This window comes from Stenotrophomonas sp. SMYL89 (assembly GCF_036319985.1).
GTDB classification, from domain to species: domain Bacteria; phylum Pseudomonadota; class Gammaproteobacteria; order Xanthomonadales; family Xanthomonadaceae; genus Stenotrophomonas; species Stenotrophomonas maltophilia_Q.
The window spans coordinates 322,312-336,727 of record NZ_JAWIRW010000004.1 but is presented as its reverse complement, the minus strand read 5'-3'; the positions used below and the strand labels follow the sequence as shown (position 1 = coordinate 336,727).

The following is a 14,416-nucleotide window of genomic DNA, read 5'->3' as shown; positions in this document are numbered from 1 at the left end:
CAACGGCTTTGACCGATGTGGAGGTCTTGCAGGCCTCTTTGGCGACCTGCAGTTTGAAACGCGCGTCGTATCTGTTCATGTATCCCTCGGGGTTGGATCTGGCGTCCAACTCCCGGGGGTCACTTCAGGGATGGGTTTACGGCGTCTCCCGCAACCGGATCCGCCCCGCCATTCCCCAGTAGCCCAGCTTTTGACGTTGACGTTGATTCTGCAGGTGCATGGCTGCAAGCCCTGCAGAACAAAACCCCACCCCCTACCAAGGTAGGGCGGCCCGCACGCCAGCGCCGGACTATCCTCGAACCCATGACTTTGTCTGGGAGGGCTGCGTCATGAACTACGAGGAAACCTACCGTCGCTCGATCGACGAGCCGGATGCCTTCTGGGGCGAGGAAGCCAAGCGCATCCATTGGCACAAACCGCCGCAGCAGGTGCTCGACTACAGCAACCCGCCATTCCGGCGCTGGTTCGTCGGCGGCGAAACCAATCTCTGCTACAACGCCGTCGACCGCCACCTGGCCGAGCGCGCTGACCAGCTCGCGCTGGTCGCCATCTCCACCGAGACCAACAGCACACGCGAGATCACCTATCGCCAGCTGTACCGCGAAGTGAACGACTTCGCCGCAGTGCTCAAGCACCTCGGTGTCGGCCACGGTGACCGCGTGGTGATCTACATGCCGAACATGGCCGAAGCCGTGTTCGCGATGCTGGCCTGCGCACGCATCGGTGCGGTGCACTCGGTGGTGTTTGGTGGCTTCGCCGCGCACAACCTGGCGCTGCGCATCGACGACGCCAAGCCCAAGCTGCTGATCGCGGCCGATGCCGGCATGCGCGGTGGCAAGCTGATTCCGTACAAGCCGATGGTCGACGCCGCCTGCGCCGAAGCGGCCTCGCCACCACCGCACGTGCTGATCGTGTCGCGCGGACTGGACGCAGCCGAACCGCGCGTGCCGGGGCGTGACGTGGAGTACGCCACGCTGCGCGCGCAGATCGGCGAGGTCGATGTACCGGTGCAGTGGCTGGAAGCGAGCGAGCCGAGTTACCTGCTGTATACCTCCGGCACCACCGGCAAGCCGAAGGGCGTGCAGCGTGATGTCGGTGGCTATGCGGTGGCGATGGCGCAGTCGATGGAAACCGTGTTCGACTGCAAGCCAGGGCAGGTGATGTTTTCCACCTCCGATGTCGGCTGGGCCGTCGGCCATTCCTACAACGTCTACGGCCCGTTGATCGGTGGCTGCACCTCGCTGCTGTACGAAGGGCTGCCGACCAATCCCGATCCGGGCATCTGGTGGGCGCTGTGCGAGCAGTACAACGTGCGTACGATGTTCTCTTCGCCTACCGCCATCCGCGTGCTGAAGAAGCACGACGCGGACTTCATCCACCGGCATGACCTGGGCGCACTGAAGTACCTGTTCCTGGCCGGCGAGCCACTGGACGAACCCACCGCGCACTGGATCAGTGAGGCGCTGGGCAAGCCGATCATCGACAACTACTGGCAGACCGAAACCGGCTGGCCGGCGCTGACCCTGCTACCGGGCCTGGAAATGAAGCCGGTGCGCTTCGGTTCACCCGGTTTCCCCAATCTCGGTTACCGGATGAAGGTGATCGACGAGAACACCGGCGAGGAAGTCGCGCCGGGGCAGAAGGGCGTGCTGGTGGTGTCGCCACCGTTGCCGCCGGGTTGCATGAGCACCGTGTGGAATGATGACAGCCGCTTCCTGCAGAGCTACTTCAGCCACTTCAAGGAACTGTTGTACAGCTCGCTGGACTGGGCGATCCGCGACGACGATGGCTACACCTTCATCCTGGGGCGCACTGATGATGTGATCAACGTGGCCGGGCATCGCCTCGGCACGCGTGAGATCGAGGAAGCCATTTCCAGCCATCCGCGCGTGGCCGAGGCGGCGGTGATCGGGGTCAAGGACGAGTTGAAGGGGCAGGTGCCGCTGGTGTTCGTCACCCTCAAGCAGGGGCTCAACGGTGAGGATCCGGCGCCGGTGGTGGCGGAGATGATGGCCACGGTGACCACCTCGCTCGGCGCGGTCGCGCGCCCGGCGCATGTGCATGTGGTCAACGCACTGCCCAAGACCCGGTCGGGCAAGTTGTTGCGGCGCTCGCTGCAGGCGCTGGCCGAGCAGCGTGATCCGGGTGACCTGTCGACGCTGGATGATCCCAGCGCACTGGAGGAGATCCGCCGGGCGCTGGGGCGCTGACCTGCTTCTGTAGAGCCGAGCCGATGCTCGGCTCCGCATGCCTCGCCAAAGCAGCCGAGCATCGGCTCGGCTCTACAGAGGAGGGTGTTGCTGCACCGCAGCTTCCTCCCGGCAACCGGTGCGCTAAGCTCGGCCCCAGGGGAGCGCGCCCGCCAGGGCGCGCAGGTGAAGCGCATCAAGGATTGGGGGGATGCAATGGCATTGCTGCACGCCAAGACGGCTGCTGGCCGTCAGGAAATCGAAGACCGTGGCCGGCGCCTGCCGGCAGCACTGCGCTCGATCCTGCTGATGGTCGATGGCCATCGCGACGACACCGAACTGCGCGGCCTGTTCGAAGGCCTGCGCGCACCGGCCGATGCACTGGAGCAGCTGGAAGTGCAGGGCCTGATCGAAGTGATCGGTGGCAATGCCGAGGTGGCACCGGCACGTGGAATCAGCACCGGCCGCGAACAGGATCCGGCGTTGTACCAGCAGTTGTACGACGCGATGAGCGAGGCGGTGCGGCGCCACCTCGGCCTGAAGGGCTACTTCATGCAGTTGAAGATTGAACGCTGCGCCGATGCACTGGCGTTGGAACGCCTGTGCCCGGAGCTGCTGGCCGCGGTGGGGAAGGCGCGCAGCCCGGCGCTGGCGCAGCGCTGGTGGCAGGAAACCCAGGCGGCGGTGGTGAACGCTGGCAATGAGGTCGTGCAGGCCTGACTCACCGCGTAAAGTTATCGGTTCACTTCCCCACAAGGAGTCCCGCGTGCAGGACGACCACGACGACACCGATACCCCCGGCTGGGACGCGATCAATGCGGCGCTGGCGCCCCTGTATGCCGGGCAGGAGCCGCGTCATTTCGGCACCGCGCTGCCTTACACGCTCGGCGGCCAGGATCCTCTGGATGGCATCAGCGTGTACTGGGTGGATGCGCCGGTACCGCACTGGCACTACATCACCTACGGCTTCTCCGAGCTTTACACCAAGGAGAGCAGTGATGCCGCCGCCAGCGGCTATGGTTTCGAGCTGACCTTCCGCCTCGCTGCCGAAGCCGGTGAACACGCCGGCAGCACGCCGCCGGTGTGGCCGATGAACCTGCTGCAGAACCTGGCGCGCTACGTGTTTGGCAGCGGCAACGTGTTCGAGGATGGTCACCATCTGAATGCCAACGGCCCGATCGCGCTGGAGACCGATACGCGCCTGTGCCACCTGGCCTTCATTGCCGATCCGCAGTTGCCTGCGCGCGACACCGCCAATGGCCACCTGCAGTTCCTGCAACTGGTCGGCCTGACCGACGAAGAGATGGAGGCGGTCAAGCGCTGGTCGACGCGCGGTGTGCTGCAGGCGCTGCAGCCGGCGATGCCGCTGTGGATCAGTGATCTGCACCGTCGCAACCTGCTGGAGGATCCGGCACTGGCAGCCCAGGTGCAGGCCGGCAGCGAGCGCGAGGGCTCCAGCACCGGCATGCTGTTCATCGAGACGTTGGACTGGAGGCAGGAGGCCGGCGTCACCACCCTGGTGCTCGGCGCGGGCCAGGTCGCCAGCGTCTGCGAACTGCTGCCGCTGCGCCTGCGCCACGGAAAGTCGCTGGAACTGGCCAGCCGCGAGCGGCAGTGGGAGTTCATTCCAGCCGGGCGCGGTGACGTGGGCGAAGTGTCGGCCGACAGCGCGCGCTGGGCCCTGGACGAGACGGGGCTGCAGGCCCTGGCAGGCGTGCGTGCCGAACGTGGCATCTACCCGGTGGCGGGAGCGCTGCGCATCGAAGTAGTGCCAACCTACCTGCGCGACGCCAACGGTGAAGTGATTCGCCAGATTGGCTGAGTGTGACGATGGAACTGATGGGGTCAGAGCCGCCTGCGGTGCAGGCGGATCCGACCCCGACTCCGAGGGCGATGGGGTCGGATCCGTTCGCCACGCGAACGGCGTTGACCCCAGATAAGCCTCAGGCCAGGCCTTCGGCCTTCAGCGCGGCCTGCACACCGGCATCGGCGTCCATGCGTGCCTTGTAGGCGGCCAGGTTGTCCAGGCCGGACAGGTCGACCTTGGTGCCGGCGGCCCAGCGCAGGGTGATGTAGAAGTACGGGTCTGCGAAACTGCGGAAGCCGGCCAGCCACGGCTTGTCGGCCAGTTGCTTGTCGGCGGTCTCGAACAGGCCACGCAGGCGCTTGTGTGCGGCGGCGCGGATCGCATCGAACTGGCTTTCGTCGGCGATGAACTTGCCCGGTGCGAACAGCGGCGAGAAGGCCGGGTGCACGTCGGAATTGACGAAGGCCAGCCAGCGGGTGGCTTCGGCACGCTGTCGCGGGCTGCCATCACCGCCGAGGCCGGCCTGCGGGCAGGTGTCGGCGATATAGCCCATGATCGCGGCGTTCTGCAGCAGCACGAAGTCGCCATCGACCAGCGCGGGCACCGCGCCGGCCGGATTGATCTTGAGGAATTCCGGACCCTTCAGGGTGTCCTTGTTCAGCAGTTCGACCTCGAACGGCTGGCCGGTCCACTGCAGGGCGATGTGGTCGGCGGTGGAACAGGCACCGGGCTTGCTGTACAGCTTCATGGGAACTCCAGGTGATGCGGGCGGGAAACGCCCACTATCCCAGAGCCTGCCGGCGGGCGGCAACGCTGCCGCCAGCACGGATCGTTACGACTGCCGCGGCTTGAGGTTCTGCACCTTATAGAAGGTGTGATCGCCGATGGTGGCCACCTGGTAGGCGTTGCGCCAGTTCGGGCTGGCGATGGACAACGCGGCGAAGTGGCTGGCACCGGGCACGATCTCGCGGCGCTCGCCGGCCGGCAGCGCCCAGTTGCGCTCGGCGTCGAAGGCCACGTTCATCGCCTCGCTCCAGGCCGCGTCGTTGCCCAACTGGGTGCCGGGGGAGACGATCGTCGGTGCAAACTGCTTGCGCGCGGTGACCACCTGGCACATCGAGTCGCCCCACAGGCCACTGTCGAGACGGCGCAGGGCGACCTCGGCAACGGCCTGCTGGCCGCGCAGGGTCTGGTCACGGGCTTCCAGATAAACGGTGGTGCTCAAACACAATGAATCAGCGGCCGGCTGCGGCAACAACTGCGACAGCCAGAGAATCCAGGCCAGTTTCATATAACTCCTTGCTCCGTATGGGCCGCACTCTCCACTTCCGGTCGCGGGGGCGACAGGACGCGGGGTACGACTTGGCGTCATGGGGAGGCGGCCATCGGGGCCGCCCCGTGGGCGGCCCCAAAAGAAACGATCAGTACCGATCGAGGGGGCCGCACCGGCTCACCGGAAACTGGCTGGTGAGCGGAAGATGGCGCAAGGTAGGGGGGGATAGCCGAACGCATCGTGAACCGCTCGGCTTGACATTCAGGTTCAACGGAGGTGACGGAAATCACATTCCGCCCCCCATTCAGGCACTTATCAGAGCGCGGCGGCGACCCGACTGCCCTGGTCGATCGCCCGTTTTGCATCCAGTTCTGCGGCCACATCGGCGCCGCCGACCAACGTCGCGCTGATGCCAGCGGCCTGCAGTTCCGCCTGCAGCGCACGATTCGGTTCCTGCCCGGCGCAGATCACCACCTGATCGACCGGCAGCAGTTGTTCGCTGCCCTCAACGCGGATGCGCAGGCCTTCATCGTCAACACCCAGGTACTCGACGCCGCCGAGCATGCGCACGCCCTTGGCCTTCAGCGTGGCGCGATGGATCCAGCCGGTGGTCTTGCCCAGCCGCGCACCGGGCTTGCCCGGGCTGCGCTGCAGCAGCCACAGCCGGCGCGGCGAGGCCTCTGCCTGCGCCCGCGCCAGGGAGCCGCGGGTCTCAAAGGTACTGTCCACGCCCCATTCGGCCATCCAGCGCTGTGGGTCCAGCGAGGGGGACTCACCGGCGTGGCTGAGGAACTCGCCGACATCGAAGCCAATGCCGCCGGCGCCGATGATCGCTGCATTGGCACCCACCTCGACCCGGCCCAGCAGCACGTCCAGGTAGCTGACCACCTTGGCGTGGTCGGCGCCGGGGAAGTCGACCCTGCGCGGGGTGATGCCGGTGGCCAGCACCACCTCGTCGAAGCCGGCCAGGCTGGCCGCATCCGCTCGCGTGCCCAGGCGCAGCTGCACTCCGGTTTCAGCCAGCTTGTGGCGGAAATAGCGCAGGGTCTCGTGGAACTCTTCCTTGCCCGGGATGCGCTTGGCCACGTTGAACTGGCCGCCGATCTCGTCGTTGGCATCGAACAGGGTGACCTGGTGGCCGCGCTCGGCGGCCACGGTGGCGCAGGCCAGGCCGGCCGGGCCGGCGCCGACCACCGCGACCTTTTTCGGCGTGGCAGCAGGGTGGTAGACCAGCTCGGTCTCGTGTGCGGCACGCGGATTGACCAGGCAGCTGGCCAGCTTGTTCTCGAACACGTGATCGAGGCAGGCCTGGTTGCAGGCGATGCAGGTGTTGATCGCCTCGGGGCGACCGGCTCGGGCCTTGTTCGGCCACTGCGGGTCGGCCAGCAGCGGGCGCGCCAGCGACACCATGTCGGCGCCGCCATCGGCCAGGATGCGCTCGGCGACCTCGGGCATGTTGATGCGGTTGGTTGCCACCAGCGGCACCTTCACATGCGGCTTGAGCTTGGCGGTGACACCGGCAAAGGCCGCGCGCGGCACCGAGGTGGCGATGGTGGGAATGCGCGCCTCGTGCCAGCCGATGCCGGAATTGATGATCGTCGCGCCGGCGGCCTCGATGGCCTGCGCCTGCTGCACGATCTCTTCCCAGTTGCTGCCGTCTTCCACCAGGTCCACCAGCGACAGGCGGTAGATGATGATGAAGTCCGGCCCGCAGGCCTCGCGGATGCGGCGCACGATCTCCACCGCAAAACGCATGCGTTGGTGGGCGTCGCCACCCCAGCGGTCGGAGCGCTTGTTGGTGCGCGGGGCGATGAACTCGTTGATGAGGTAGCCCTCCGACCCCATCACTTCGACGCCGTCGTAGCCGGCTTCGCGGGCCAGCTTTGCGCTGCGTGCGTAGTCGGCGATATGCCGCTCGACACCGCTGGCCGACAGCGCACGCGGGGTGAACGGGTTGATCGGCGCCTTCAGCTTCGACGGTGCCACCGACAGCGGATGGTAGGCATAGCGGCCGGCATGCAGCAGCTGCAGGCAGATCTTCGCGCCATGCTGGTGTGCGGCGGCGGTGAGCTGCCGGTGCGGGCGTACTTCCCAGGGCCAGGACAGCTTGCCGCCGAATGGCTTCAGCCAGCCCACCACGTTGGGCGCGAAGCCGCCGGTGACGATCAGGCCGACACCGCCCTCGGCGCGCTCGGCGAAATAGGCTGCCAGGCGCGGGAAGTCGCGGGCGCGATCTTCCAGGCCGGTGTGCATCGAACCCATCAGCACGCGATTGCGCAGCTGGGTGAACCCCAGGTCCAGCGGGGCGAACAGATGGGGATAGGCGCTTTCGTTGGCTGGCGACATGGTCGATACGCTTGCGTACGGAAGCGCGAAGCGTGCCGGGAAACGGCGGCCGGGGCAAGGGGCTGGCGAATCGGTAGCGCCGGGCCATGGCCGGCGACGCGGCTACCCGTGGCCGCGCTGCGCGCTCGCCGGGCGTGGCCCGGCGCTACCCGCTGGCAGCGGCCGGCCAATCCCGAACCAGCCCAGCGTTACCCCGCACAGGGGGCCGATCAGCAGGGCGAAGGCGAGGGTGCCGACACCGACGTTGCCGCCGAGCCACCAGCCCAGCAGCAGCACGCTGCCCTCGATCAGGCTGCGTACCTTCCAGATCGGCCAGCCGGTGCGGGCGTGCAGGCCGGTCATCAGGCCATCGCGCGGGCCGGGCCCCAGCTTGGCGCCGATATAAAGGCCGGTGGCCAGGGCGACCAGCAGCATGCCGGCGCAGAACATCGCCAGCTGCCAGCCAAGGCCGACCGCCGGGGGGAGCAGCCACAGACCGAACTGCGCGGACGGGCCGATCAGCATCACGTTGAGCACGGTGCCGACGCCCGGCTTCTGTCGCAATGGCCACCAGAGCAGCAGCACCAGCGCACCGATCACATTGGTGGCCAGGCCGAACGACAGCGGTGTCTGTGTGGCGATGCCCTGCGACAACACGTCCCACGGGGCCACGCCGATCGCTGCACGGATCATCAGCGAGGCGCCGAAGCCATACAGGAACAGGCCGATGATCAGTTGCAGCAGACGCAGGGGCAGGGCGGTGGGCATGGCGGCGCTCGGGGAGAGGGGGATCTGTTTCCACCGTAATCCCGATTCATCCGTCGCCATAGATACAGATGCCGGCCAATCCGCCGCCACAGGCGGGACCTGTAGAGCCGAGCCCATGCTCGGCTGGCGATGCCAGGCAAAGCAGCCGAGCATGGGCTCGGCTCTACACCGGCGTTCCAGCCTGGCTCAATCGCCCCAGCCCGCCAGCGCCAGCTTGCCGACCGTGCGTCCGCTGGCCAGGCGCTGATGCGCGATGTCCAGATTCGCCGCATTGATCGTGCCCAGCGTTTCGCTGAGAGTGCCGCGCAGCTGGCCAGCGTCGATCATGCTGGCCGCGCGGCTGAGGATGCGGTGCTGTTCGATGCGGTCCGCAGTGGCGAAGCGCGAACGCGCGAACATGAATTCCCAGTGGATGCCGATGCACTTGGCCTTGTAGGGATCACCGATGCGCAGCGCACCGCGCGGTTCGACGATGAGGCCGACATGGCCCTGTGGCGCCAGCAGCTGGCCCAATGCGTCCCAGTAATGGTCGGTGTCGGCCAGGTTGAGGGCGACCTGTACTGCGTCGATGCCCAATGCCTGCAGCTGGGGCAGCAGCGGCTGCCGGTGGTCGATCACATGCTGGGCACCCATCTGCCGGCACCAGTCGATCGACGACTCGCGCGAGGCGGTGGCGATCACCTCGAATCCTGCATGCCGGCCCAGCTGGATCGCCATCGATCCAACGCCGCCTGCTCCGCCGATCACCAGCAGGTGCTGGCCGGCATGGCGGCGGTCATCCAGCTGCAATGGCATGCGCTGGAACAGCAGTTCCCATGCGGTGAGCGTGGTCAGTGGCAGGGCGGCCGCTTCGGCGAAGTCGAGCGTGGTCGGCTTGCGCGCTACCAGCCGTTCGTCCACAAGATGGAACTGCGCATTGCAGCCCGGGCGGGTGACATCACCGGCGTAGTAGACCTCGTCGCCGGACGCGAACAGGCTGGCGTCCTCGCCGATCGCTTCGACCACGCCGGCGGCGTCCCAGCCGAGCACGCGGGGTGCTTCGAGCGTGGCTGGATCGGTGGCCGCCCGCTGCTTGCCGTCGACCGGATTCACCGAGACGGCTTCGACCCGGATCAGCAGGTCGCGGCCACCCGGAGGCAGCGGCGGAGGCAGGTGGATATCGCAGAGGGCGGGGGCGGATTCACGACTCAGGGCGACGGCTTTCATCTCGGCTCCGGCTGGGTTCGTGGCTCCATCATAGAGTTCCTCACGTTTCAGCAGATGTGCTGAATCGCGTGGAGCAACCTGTTGCGCAATATGTCGTATTCCGCACCTAAACCCCGTCAAACCCTTGCGGCGTGAGGGTCTTGCGGTTTTTCATCATCCTGTATAGGGTTTCAACGTCGGACCGGTGGAGGGTCGGGCACAACACTTCACATGTTACGGGACTGTTAACATGACCTTCACCCGCCTGAGCATAATGTTCGCGGCGGTGGCGTGCTGAATCGGCTGTCGAACATCGACGCACTAGTGCTGGCCCATGCCTCTACCGGTTTCATACCCCCGAAATAGGAGCTGTACTCAATGAACAAGAAGATCCTTACTGCCGCGCTGCTGGGTGGTCTGGCTTTCGCCCAGGCTGCGTCCGCGCAGGAGTTCGATGACCGCTGGTACCTGACCGGTTCGGCCGGCTTCAACTTCCAGGACAGCGACCGCCTGACCAATGACGCTCCGTTCGTCACCCTGGGCCTGGGCAAGTTCATCAGCCCGAACTGGTCGCTGGACGGTGAGCTGAACTACCAGAACCCGAACTTCGACGCCAACAAGGACATGAACTGGTCGCAGTACGGCGTCTCGCTGGACCTGCGTCGCCACTTCATCAAGGAAGGCCGCGGCTGGAACCCGTACCTGCTGGCCGGCCTGGGCTACCAGAAGTCGGAAGAAGAGTACAACCCGATCAGCGGTGGCCTGGCTGACCGCAAGGACGGCAACTTTGCCGCCAAGGTCGGCGTCGGTCTGCAGACCACCTTCGAGAAGCGCGTTGCTGTCCGCGCCGAAGTCGCCTACCGCGCTGATTTCGACGACCAGAGCGTGAACCCGAAGCGTGCCGGCAACGATGAAAGCTGGTTCGGCGACGTGCTGGCTTCGGTCGGCGTCGTGATCCCGCTGGGCCCGGCTCCGGTCGCGGCTGCTCCGGCCCCGGCTCCGGTTGCCCCGAGCTGCGCCGACCTGGATGACGACGGTGACGGCGTCAACAACTGCGACGACAAGTGCCCGAACTCGCAGCCGGGTCAGACCATCGGTCCGGACGGTTGCCCGGTCCCGGTCTCCATCGACCTGAAGGGCGTCAACTTCGACTTCGACAAGTCGAACCTGCGTCCGGACGCCGTGGCGATCCTGAGCGAAGCCACCGAGATCCTGAAGCGTTACCCGGATCTGCGCGTTGAAGTCGCCGGTCACACCGACTCGAAGGGTACCGACGCTTACAACCAGAAGCTGTCGGAGCGTCGTGCTACCGCCGTGTACAACTACCTGACCAAGAACGGCGTTGACGCCGGTCGCCTGGTCGGCCCGATCGGCTACGGCGAGAGCCGTCCGATTGCTCCGAACACCAACCCGGATGGTTCGGACAACCCGGAAGGTCGCGCCAAGAACCGTCGTACCGAGCTGAACGTCCAGAACTAAGTTCTGACGCTCTGCCAGTAGGACACAGCAGGACCCGGCTTCGGCCGGGTCTTGTTGTTTCTGCGGCCCGGAATCCAGGTAGTGCTGGGCCCGGGAGCAACCGTTCGTCGGGTTTTTGTCCGTAAAACCAATGAGTTGCCGTATTCATTGAAAGTGGCGCTTGAAAGCTGTCGCGGCATTGCTAAACTCGCCGCGTCACTTCCTTTCGTGGATGCCCCTCATGCTGCGCTCTGCATCGGCCGCCTTCCTGGCGCTGGCCCTGGTTCCCGCCGCCCACGCTGCGGTCGATTGCTCGGTCAACGCCAGCGCCTCGCCGCTGCCGTTGCCGGCCACGACCATCGCGCCGGTGGCCGACGAGCTGTACATCCGTGGCAACCAGCTGGGCATGCCGGCCGGTGTGCTGAGCAGCAACTACGATCCGTCGCAGTCGCTGGACCAGGTGCTGCAGCGCCTGCGCATCGACGGCTGCCAGAACATCGCCAAGGCCATTCCGAGCGCACCGGCGGTGAAGCCGAACGATCCGGCGGCCTACAAGCCGCAGACCGAATTCGACAACACGCCCTGGCGCTTCGACATGAGCCAGAACGGCAAGCGCATGACCGCCGAAGAGTTCGACGCCTGGATGAAGGCGCGCGGCGTGCGCGTGGTCAAGGCGCGTCCGGCTCCGGCCACCACGCCGGCTCCGGCCGAAGCACCGGCTGAGACCAAGCCGGTCGACAAGAAGTAAGCGCTGCGGGGAGCAGAGGCTTGCGCACGCGCCGCCCACCTGCCGCCCCCGCCGCCCGCTCCCACGCACCGCGTGGGCGTGCGACTCCCGCTGCCGCAGCCGCCGGTGTCCGTCATGGCCTGGCGCGCGTGCTGTCCAAGGCCGGCGTGTGCTCGCGCAGCGAGGCCGCGCGCTGGATTGCCGATGGCCGCGTACGCGTGTCCGGGCGCATCGTCCGTGACCCCGAGTTTCCGATTGCACAGCCGGCGCCGCCGATCGAGGTCGACGGCCAGCCGTTGGGCGCGCCGCAGCGCCTGTACCTGATGCTCAACAAGCCGCGCGGGGTGGTGACAACCGTGCAGGACGAGCGTGGCCGCGACACCGTCTATCGCTGCTTCGATGGCGCAGGCCTGCCGTGGATCGCACCGGTCGGGCGGTTGGACAAGGCCAGCGAGGGGCTGTTGCTGTTCAGCAACGATCCGCAGTGGGCCGCGCGCCTGACCGATCCGGAAACCGGCCCGCAGAAGACCTACCACGTGCAGGTGGACCGCCTGCCCGACGAGGACACCTTGGCTGCGCTGCGCGCCGGTGTCGAGGACGAGGGCGAATTCCTCGTCGCCCAGGCCGTGTGCGTGCTGCGCAGCGGCGACAAGACCGCGTGGCTGGAGGTGGTCCTCGACGAGGGCCGCAACCGCCACATCCGCCGCCTGCTGGCGGCCTTCGACCTGCAGGTGCTGCGCCTGGTCCGGGTCGCGATCGGTGGGCTGCAGCTCGGCGATCTCGGCAAGGGGCAGTGGCGGGTGCTGGAGGTCAGCGACCAGCAGCGGCTGGGGGCCGCTGCACCGGGCTGATCATCGCCCGCGGCCGGCAGCTGCCGGCCACCGTTCCAGGCCTAGGGGGCGCCTGGTTGTTGAATTTCCCGAACGGAGCCTGCCCATGTACCACCCGACCCTCAATCAAACCCTGCGCTGCGCAGGCCTGCTGCTGCCGATGGTGCTGCTGACCGCGTGCGGCGGCCACAAAAAGGTGGCCAAGGCGGAAACGCCGGCCGAGACCCCGGTGGTGGAAGTGAAGACCCCGGAGCTGGATGGTCGCGGCAGTTACCGCTTCATGATGAGCAACGGCGACCAGAAGATGACCGCCGACGAGTTCGATGCCTGGATGAAGGCCAACGGCATCCGCGTGGCCAAGGGCAACGCGCAGGACGCTGCCGCCAAGCCGGTGGTGGTGGCCAGCAAGGACGAGCCGAAGGGCAAGAAGAAAAAGAAGTGATGCCGGGAAGGTGCCGACCTCGGTCGGCACGCCCTCAAGCTCCGGTAGGTGCCGACCTTGGTCGGCACGCTTTGACCGCTGGGATCAACCCTTGATCACGCCCAGCTCGACGCCAATGCGGGTGAACGCATCGATCGCGCGGTCCAGCTGTTCGCGGGTGTGCGCGGCACTGATCTGGGTACGGATGCGCGCCTGGCCCTTGGGCACCACCGGGAAGAAGAAGCCGATCGCGTAGATGCCTTCTTCCAGCAGGCGCTCGGCGAACTTCTGCGCCAGCGGTGCGTCGTACAGCATCACCGGGCTGATCGGATGCACGCCCGGCTTCATGTCGAAACCGGCGGCGACCATCTTCTCGCGGAAGTGGCGGGTGTTCTCCACCAGGGTGTCGCGCAGGTCATCGGCGGCGGCCAGCATCTCGAACGCCTTGATGCCGGCGGCGACCACGTGCGGTGGCAGCGAGTTGGAGAACAGGTAGGGGCGCGAACGCTGGCGCAGCAGTTCGATCACCTCGGCGCTGGCGCAGGTGAAGCCACCCAGCGCACCACCCATGGCCTTGCCCAGGGTGCCGGTGATGATGTCGATCTTCTCCAGCACGCCCTTGACCTCGGCCGAACCGCGGCCGGTGGCACCGAGGAAGCCGGTGGCGTGGCACTCATCGATGTGCACCAGCGCGTTGTACTTCTTCGCCAGCGCGGTGATTTCGTCCAGCGGCGCGATGAAGCCGTCCATCGAGAACACGCCGTCGGTGGTGATCAGCTTGGTCTTGCAGCCGGCGGCATCGGCGGCCTGCAGCTGCGCTTCCAGGTCGGCCATGTCGCAGTTGGCGTAGCGGAAGCGCTTGGCCTTGCACAGGCGCACGCCGTCGATGATCGAAGCATGGTTCAGCGCATCGGAAATGATCGCGTCGTTCTCGCCGAGCAGCGGTTCGAACAGGCCGCCGTTGGCGTCGAAGCAGGCCGCATACAGGATGGTGTCCTGCTTGCCGAAGAAGTCGGCGATCTGCTTCTCCAGCTGCTTGTGCAGGTCCTGGGTGCCGCAGATGAAGCGCACCGAGGCCATGCCGAAGCCGTGGGTATCCAGCGCATCCTTGGCGGCCTGGATCAGGTCCGGATGGTCGGCCAGGCCGAGGTAGTTGTTGGCACAGAAGTTCAGCACCTTGCGGCCGTCGTCGAGGGTGATCTCGGCCGACTGCGGGCTGGTGATGATCCGCTCGGACTTGAACAGGCCCTGGGCGCGGATGGCGTCCAGTTCCTCGGCATAGTGGCGGGTCAGGGCGGAGGAGGCGTCGGTCATGGCGTGGGCACGGCTCAGCACGGGAAACCGCCGATTCTACCGGGCAACGGCGGCCATCGACCGTGCCGGGCGGGGCACCGCCACGGGCGGCACATGTTGCATCGCAATAGCAAACGGGT

The 14,416-nt window shown here is 66.7% G+C and carries 14 protein-coding genes; 8 read left to right on the top strand and 6 right to left on the bottom strand.

All coding sequences use genetic code 11. The annotated features are described in order from the left end of the window. The 4 genes from V3B41_RS07660 to V3B41_RS07645 form a co-directional block, all read left to right on the top strand. The coding region (locus tag V3B41_RS07660) for a hypothetical protein (protein WP_329860583.1) at positions 1-182 on the top strand (182 nt) is incomplete at its 5' end. Positions 183-329: 147 nt separating this feature from the next. Beyond that, positions 330-2,210 (top strand): propionate--CoA ligase, encoded by a 1,881-nt coding sequence (gene prpE / locus V3B41_RS07655; protein ID WP_197620062.1) that lies wholly within the window; start codon positions 330-332, stop codon positions 2,208-2,210. Between the two features lie 195 nt (positions 2,211-2,405). After that, positions 2,406-2,909, top strand: a complete 504-nt coding sequence (locus tag V3B41_RS07650; RefSeq protein ID WP_049430343.1) for a hypothetical protein — start codon at positions 2,406-2,408, stop codon at positions 2,907-2,909. A 46-nt stretch (positions 2,910-2,955) separates the two neighbouring features. Further along, entirely contained in the window at positions 2,956-4,011 is a 1,056-nt protein-coding gene (locus V3B41_RS07645) for a suppressor of fused domain protein (protein ID WP_049430341.1), read from the top strand. Between the two features lie 121 nt (positions 4,012-4,132). Here the strand turns inward: V3B41_RS07645 and V3B41_RS07640 are convergent, their stop codons facing one another. From V3B41_RS07640 to V3B41_RS07620, 5 genes are all read right to left on the bottom strand, one after another. Continuing rightward, complete coding sequence (locus tag V3B41_RS07640) at positions 4,133-4,744, bottom strand: glutathione S-transferase N-terminal domain-containing protein (protein WP_049430339.1); 612 nt, start codon at positions 4,742-4,744, stop codon at positions 4,133-4,135. 84 nt (positions 4,745-4,828) lie between these two features. After that, positions 4,829-5,287: a cell wall hydrolase gene (locus V3B41_RS07635; RefSeq protein ID WP_004154513.1), complete on the bottom strand. Its 459-nt coding sequence runs from the start codon at positions 5,285-5,287 to the stop codon at positions 4,829-4,831. 297 nt (positions 5,288-5,584) lie between these two features. Continuing rightward, positions 5,585-7,615 (bottom strand): FAD-dependent oxidoreductase, encoded by a 2,031-nt coding sequence (locus V3B41_RS07630; protein ID WP_197633334.1) that lies wholly within the window; start codon positions 7,613-7,615, stop codon positions 5,585-5,587. A 102-nt stretch (positions 7,616-7,717) separates the two neighbouring features. Beyond that, positions 7,718-8,362, bottom strand: coding sequence for a hypothetical protein (locus tag V3B41_RS07625; protein WP_329860581.1), 645 nt, complete (start codon positions 8,360-8,362; stop codon positions 7,718-7,720). 186 nt (positions 8,363-8,548) lie between these two features. Beyond that, a complete protein-coding gene (locus V3B41_RS07620; RefSeq protein WP_005412353.1) occupies positions 8,549-9,568 on the bottom strand; it encodes a zinc-binding alcohol dehydrogenase family protein in 1,020 nt (339 codons plus the stop codon). 357 nt (positions 9,569-9,925) lie between these two features. Between V3B41_RS07620 and V3B41_RS07615 the strand changes: the two genes are divergently transcribed. From V3B41_RS07615 to V3B41_RS07600, 4 genes are all read left to right on the top strand, one after another. Beyond that, positions 9,926-11,026, top strand: coding sequence for an OmpA family protein (locus V3B41_RS07615; protein ID WP_005408234.1), 1,101 nt, complete (start codon positions 9,926-9,928; stop codon positions 11,024-11,026). 220 nt (positions 11,027-11,246) lie between these two features. Continuing rightward, positions 11,247-11,753, top strand: coding sequence for a hypothetical protein (locus V3B41_RS07610; RefSeq protein WP_049430334.1), 507 nt, complete (start codon positions 11,247-11,249; stop codon positions 11,751-11,753). A gap of 20 nt (positions 11,754-11,773) precedes the next feature. Further along, positions 11,774-12,583 carry a pseudouridine synthase gene (locus V3B41_RS07605; RefSeq protein WP_049430332.1) on the top strand — a complete coding sequence of 270 codons (810 nt, stop codon included), beginning with the start codon at positions 11,774-11,776 and terminating at the stop codon, positions 12,581-12,583. An 85-nt stretch (positions 12,584-12,668) separates the two neighbouring features. After that, positions 12,669-13,004, top strand: coding sequence for a hypothetical protein (locus tag V3B41_RS07600; RefSeq protein WP_049430329.1), 336 nt, complete (start codon positions 12,669-12,671; stop codon positions 13,002-13,004). 84 nt (positions 13,005-13,088) lie between these two features. On the opposite strand, the gene kbl is transcribed toward V3B41_RS07600, so the two are convergent. After that, on the bottom strand, positions 13,089-14,297 hold the full coding sequence (kbl, locus tag V3B41_RS07595; RefSeq protein ID WP_049430327.1) for a glycine C-acetyltransferase: 1,209 nt from the start codon (positions 14,295-14,297) through the stop codon (positions 13,089-13,091). Positions 14,298-14,416 lie beyond the last annotated feature (119 nt).

What these genes read in the sequence shown, in the direction of transcription:
- prpE (WP_197620062.1), top strand. Translation starts at nt 330, where the DNA reads ATGAACTACGAGGAAACCTACCGTCGCTCGATCGACGAGCCGGATGCC.
- V3B41_RS07650 (WP_049430343.1), top strand. Translation starts at nt 2,406, where the DNA reads ATGGCATTGCTGCACGCCAAGACGGCTGCTGGCCGTCAGGAAATCGAA.
- V3B41_RS07640 (WP_049430339.1), bottom strand. Translation starts at nt 4,744, where the DNA reads ATGAAGCTGTACAGCAAGCCCGGTGCCTGTTCCACCGCCGACCACATC.
- V3B41_RS07635 (WP_004154513.1), bottom strand. Translation starts at nt 5,287, where the DNA reads ATGAAACTGGCCTGGATTCTCTGGCTGTCGCAGTTGTTGCCGCAGCCG.
- V3B41_RS07630 (WP_197633334.1), bottom strand. Translation starts at nt 7,615, where the DNA reads ATGTCGCCAGCCAACGAAAGCGCCTATCCCCATCTGTTCGCCCCGCTG.
- V3B41_RS07625 (WP_329860581.1), bottom strand. Translation starts at nt 8,362, where the DNA reads ATGCCCACCGCCCTGCCCCTGCGTCTGCTGCAACTGATCATCGGCCTG.
- V3B41_RS07620 (WP_005412353.1), bottom strand. Translation starts at nt 9,568, where the DNA reads ATGAAAGCCGTCGCCCTGAGTCGTGAATCCGCCCCCGCCCTCTGCGAT.
- V3B41_RS07615 (WP_005408234.1), top strand. Translation starts at nt 9,926, where the DNA reads ATGAACAAGAAGATCCTTACTGCCGCGCTGCTGGGTGGTCTGGCTTTC.
- V3B41_RS07610 (WP_049430334.1), top strand. Translation starts at nt 11,247, where the DNA reads ATGCTGCGCTCTGCATCGGCCGCCTTCCTGGCGCTGGCCCTGGTTCCC.
- V3B41_RS07600 (WP_049430329.1), top strand. Translation starts at nt 12,669, where the DNA reads ATGTACCACCCGACCCTCAATCAAACCCTGCGCTGCGCAGGCCTGCTG.
- kbl (WP_049430327.1), bottom strand. Translation starts at nt 14,297, where the DNA reads ATGACCGACGCCTCCTCCGCCCTGACCCGCCACTATGCCGAGGAACTG.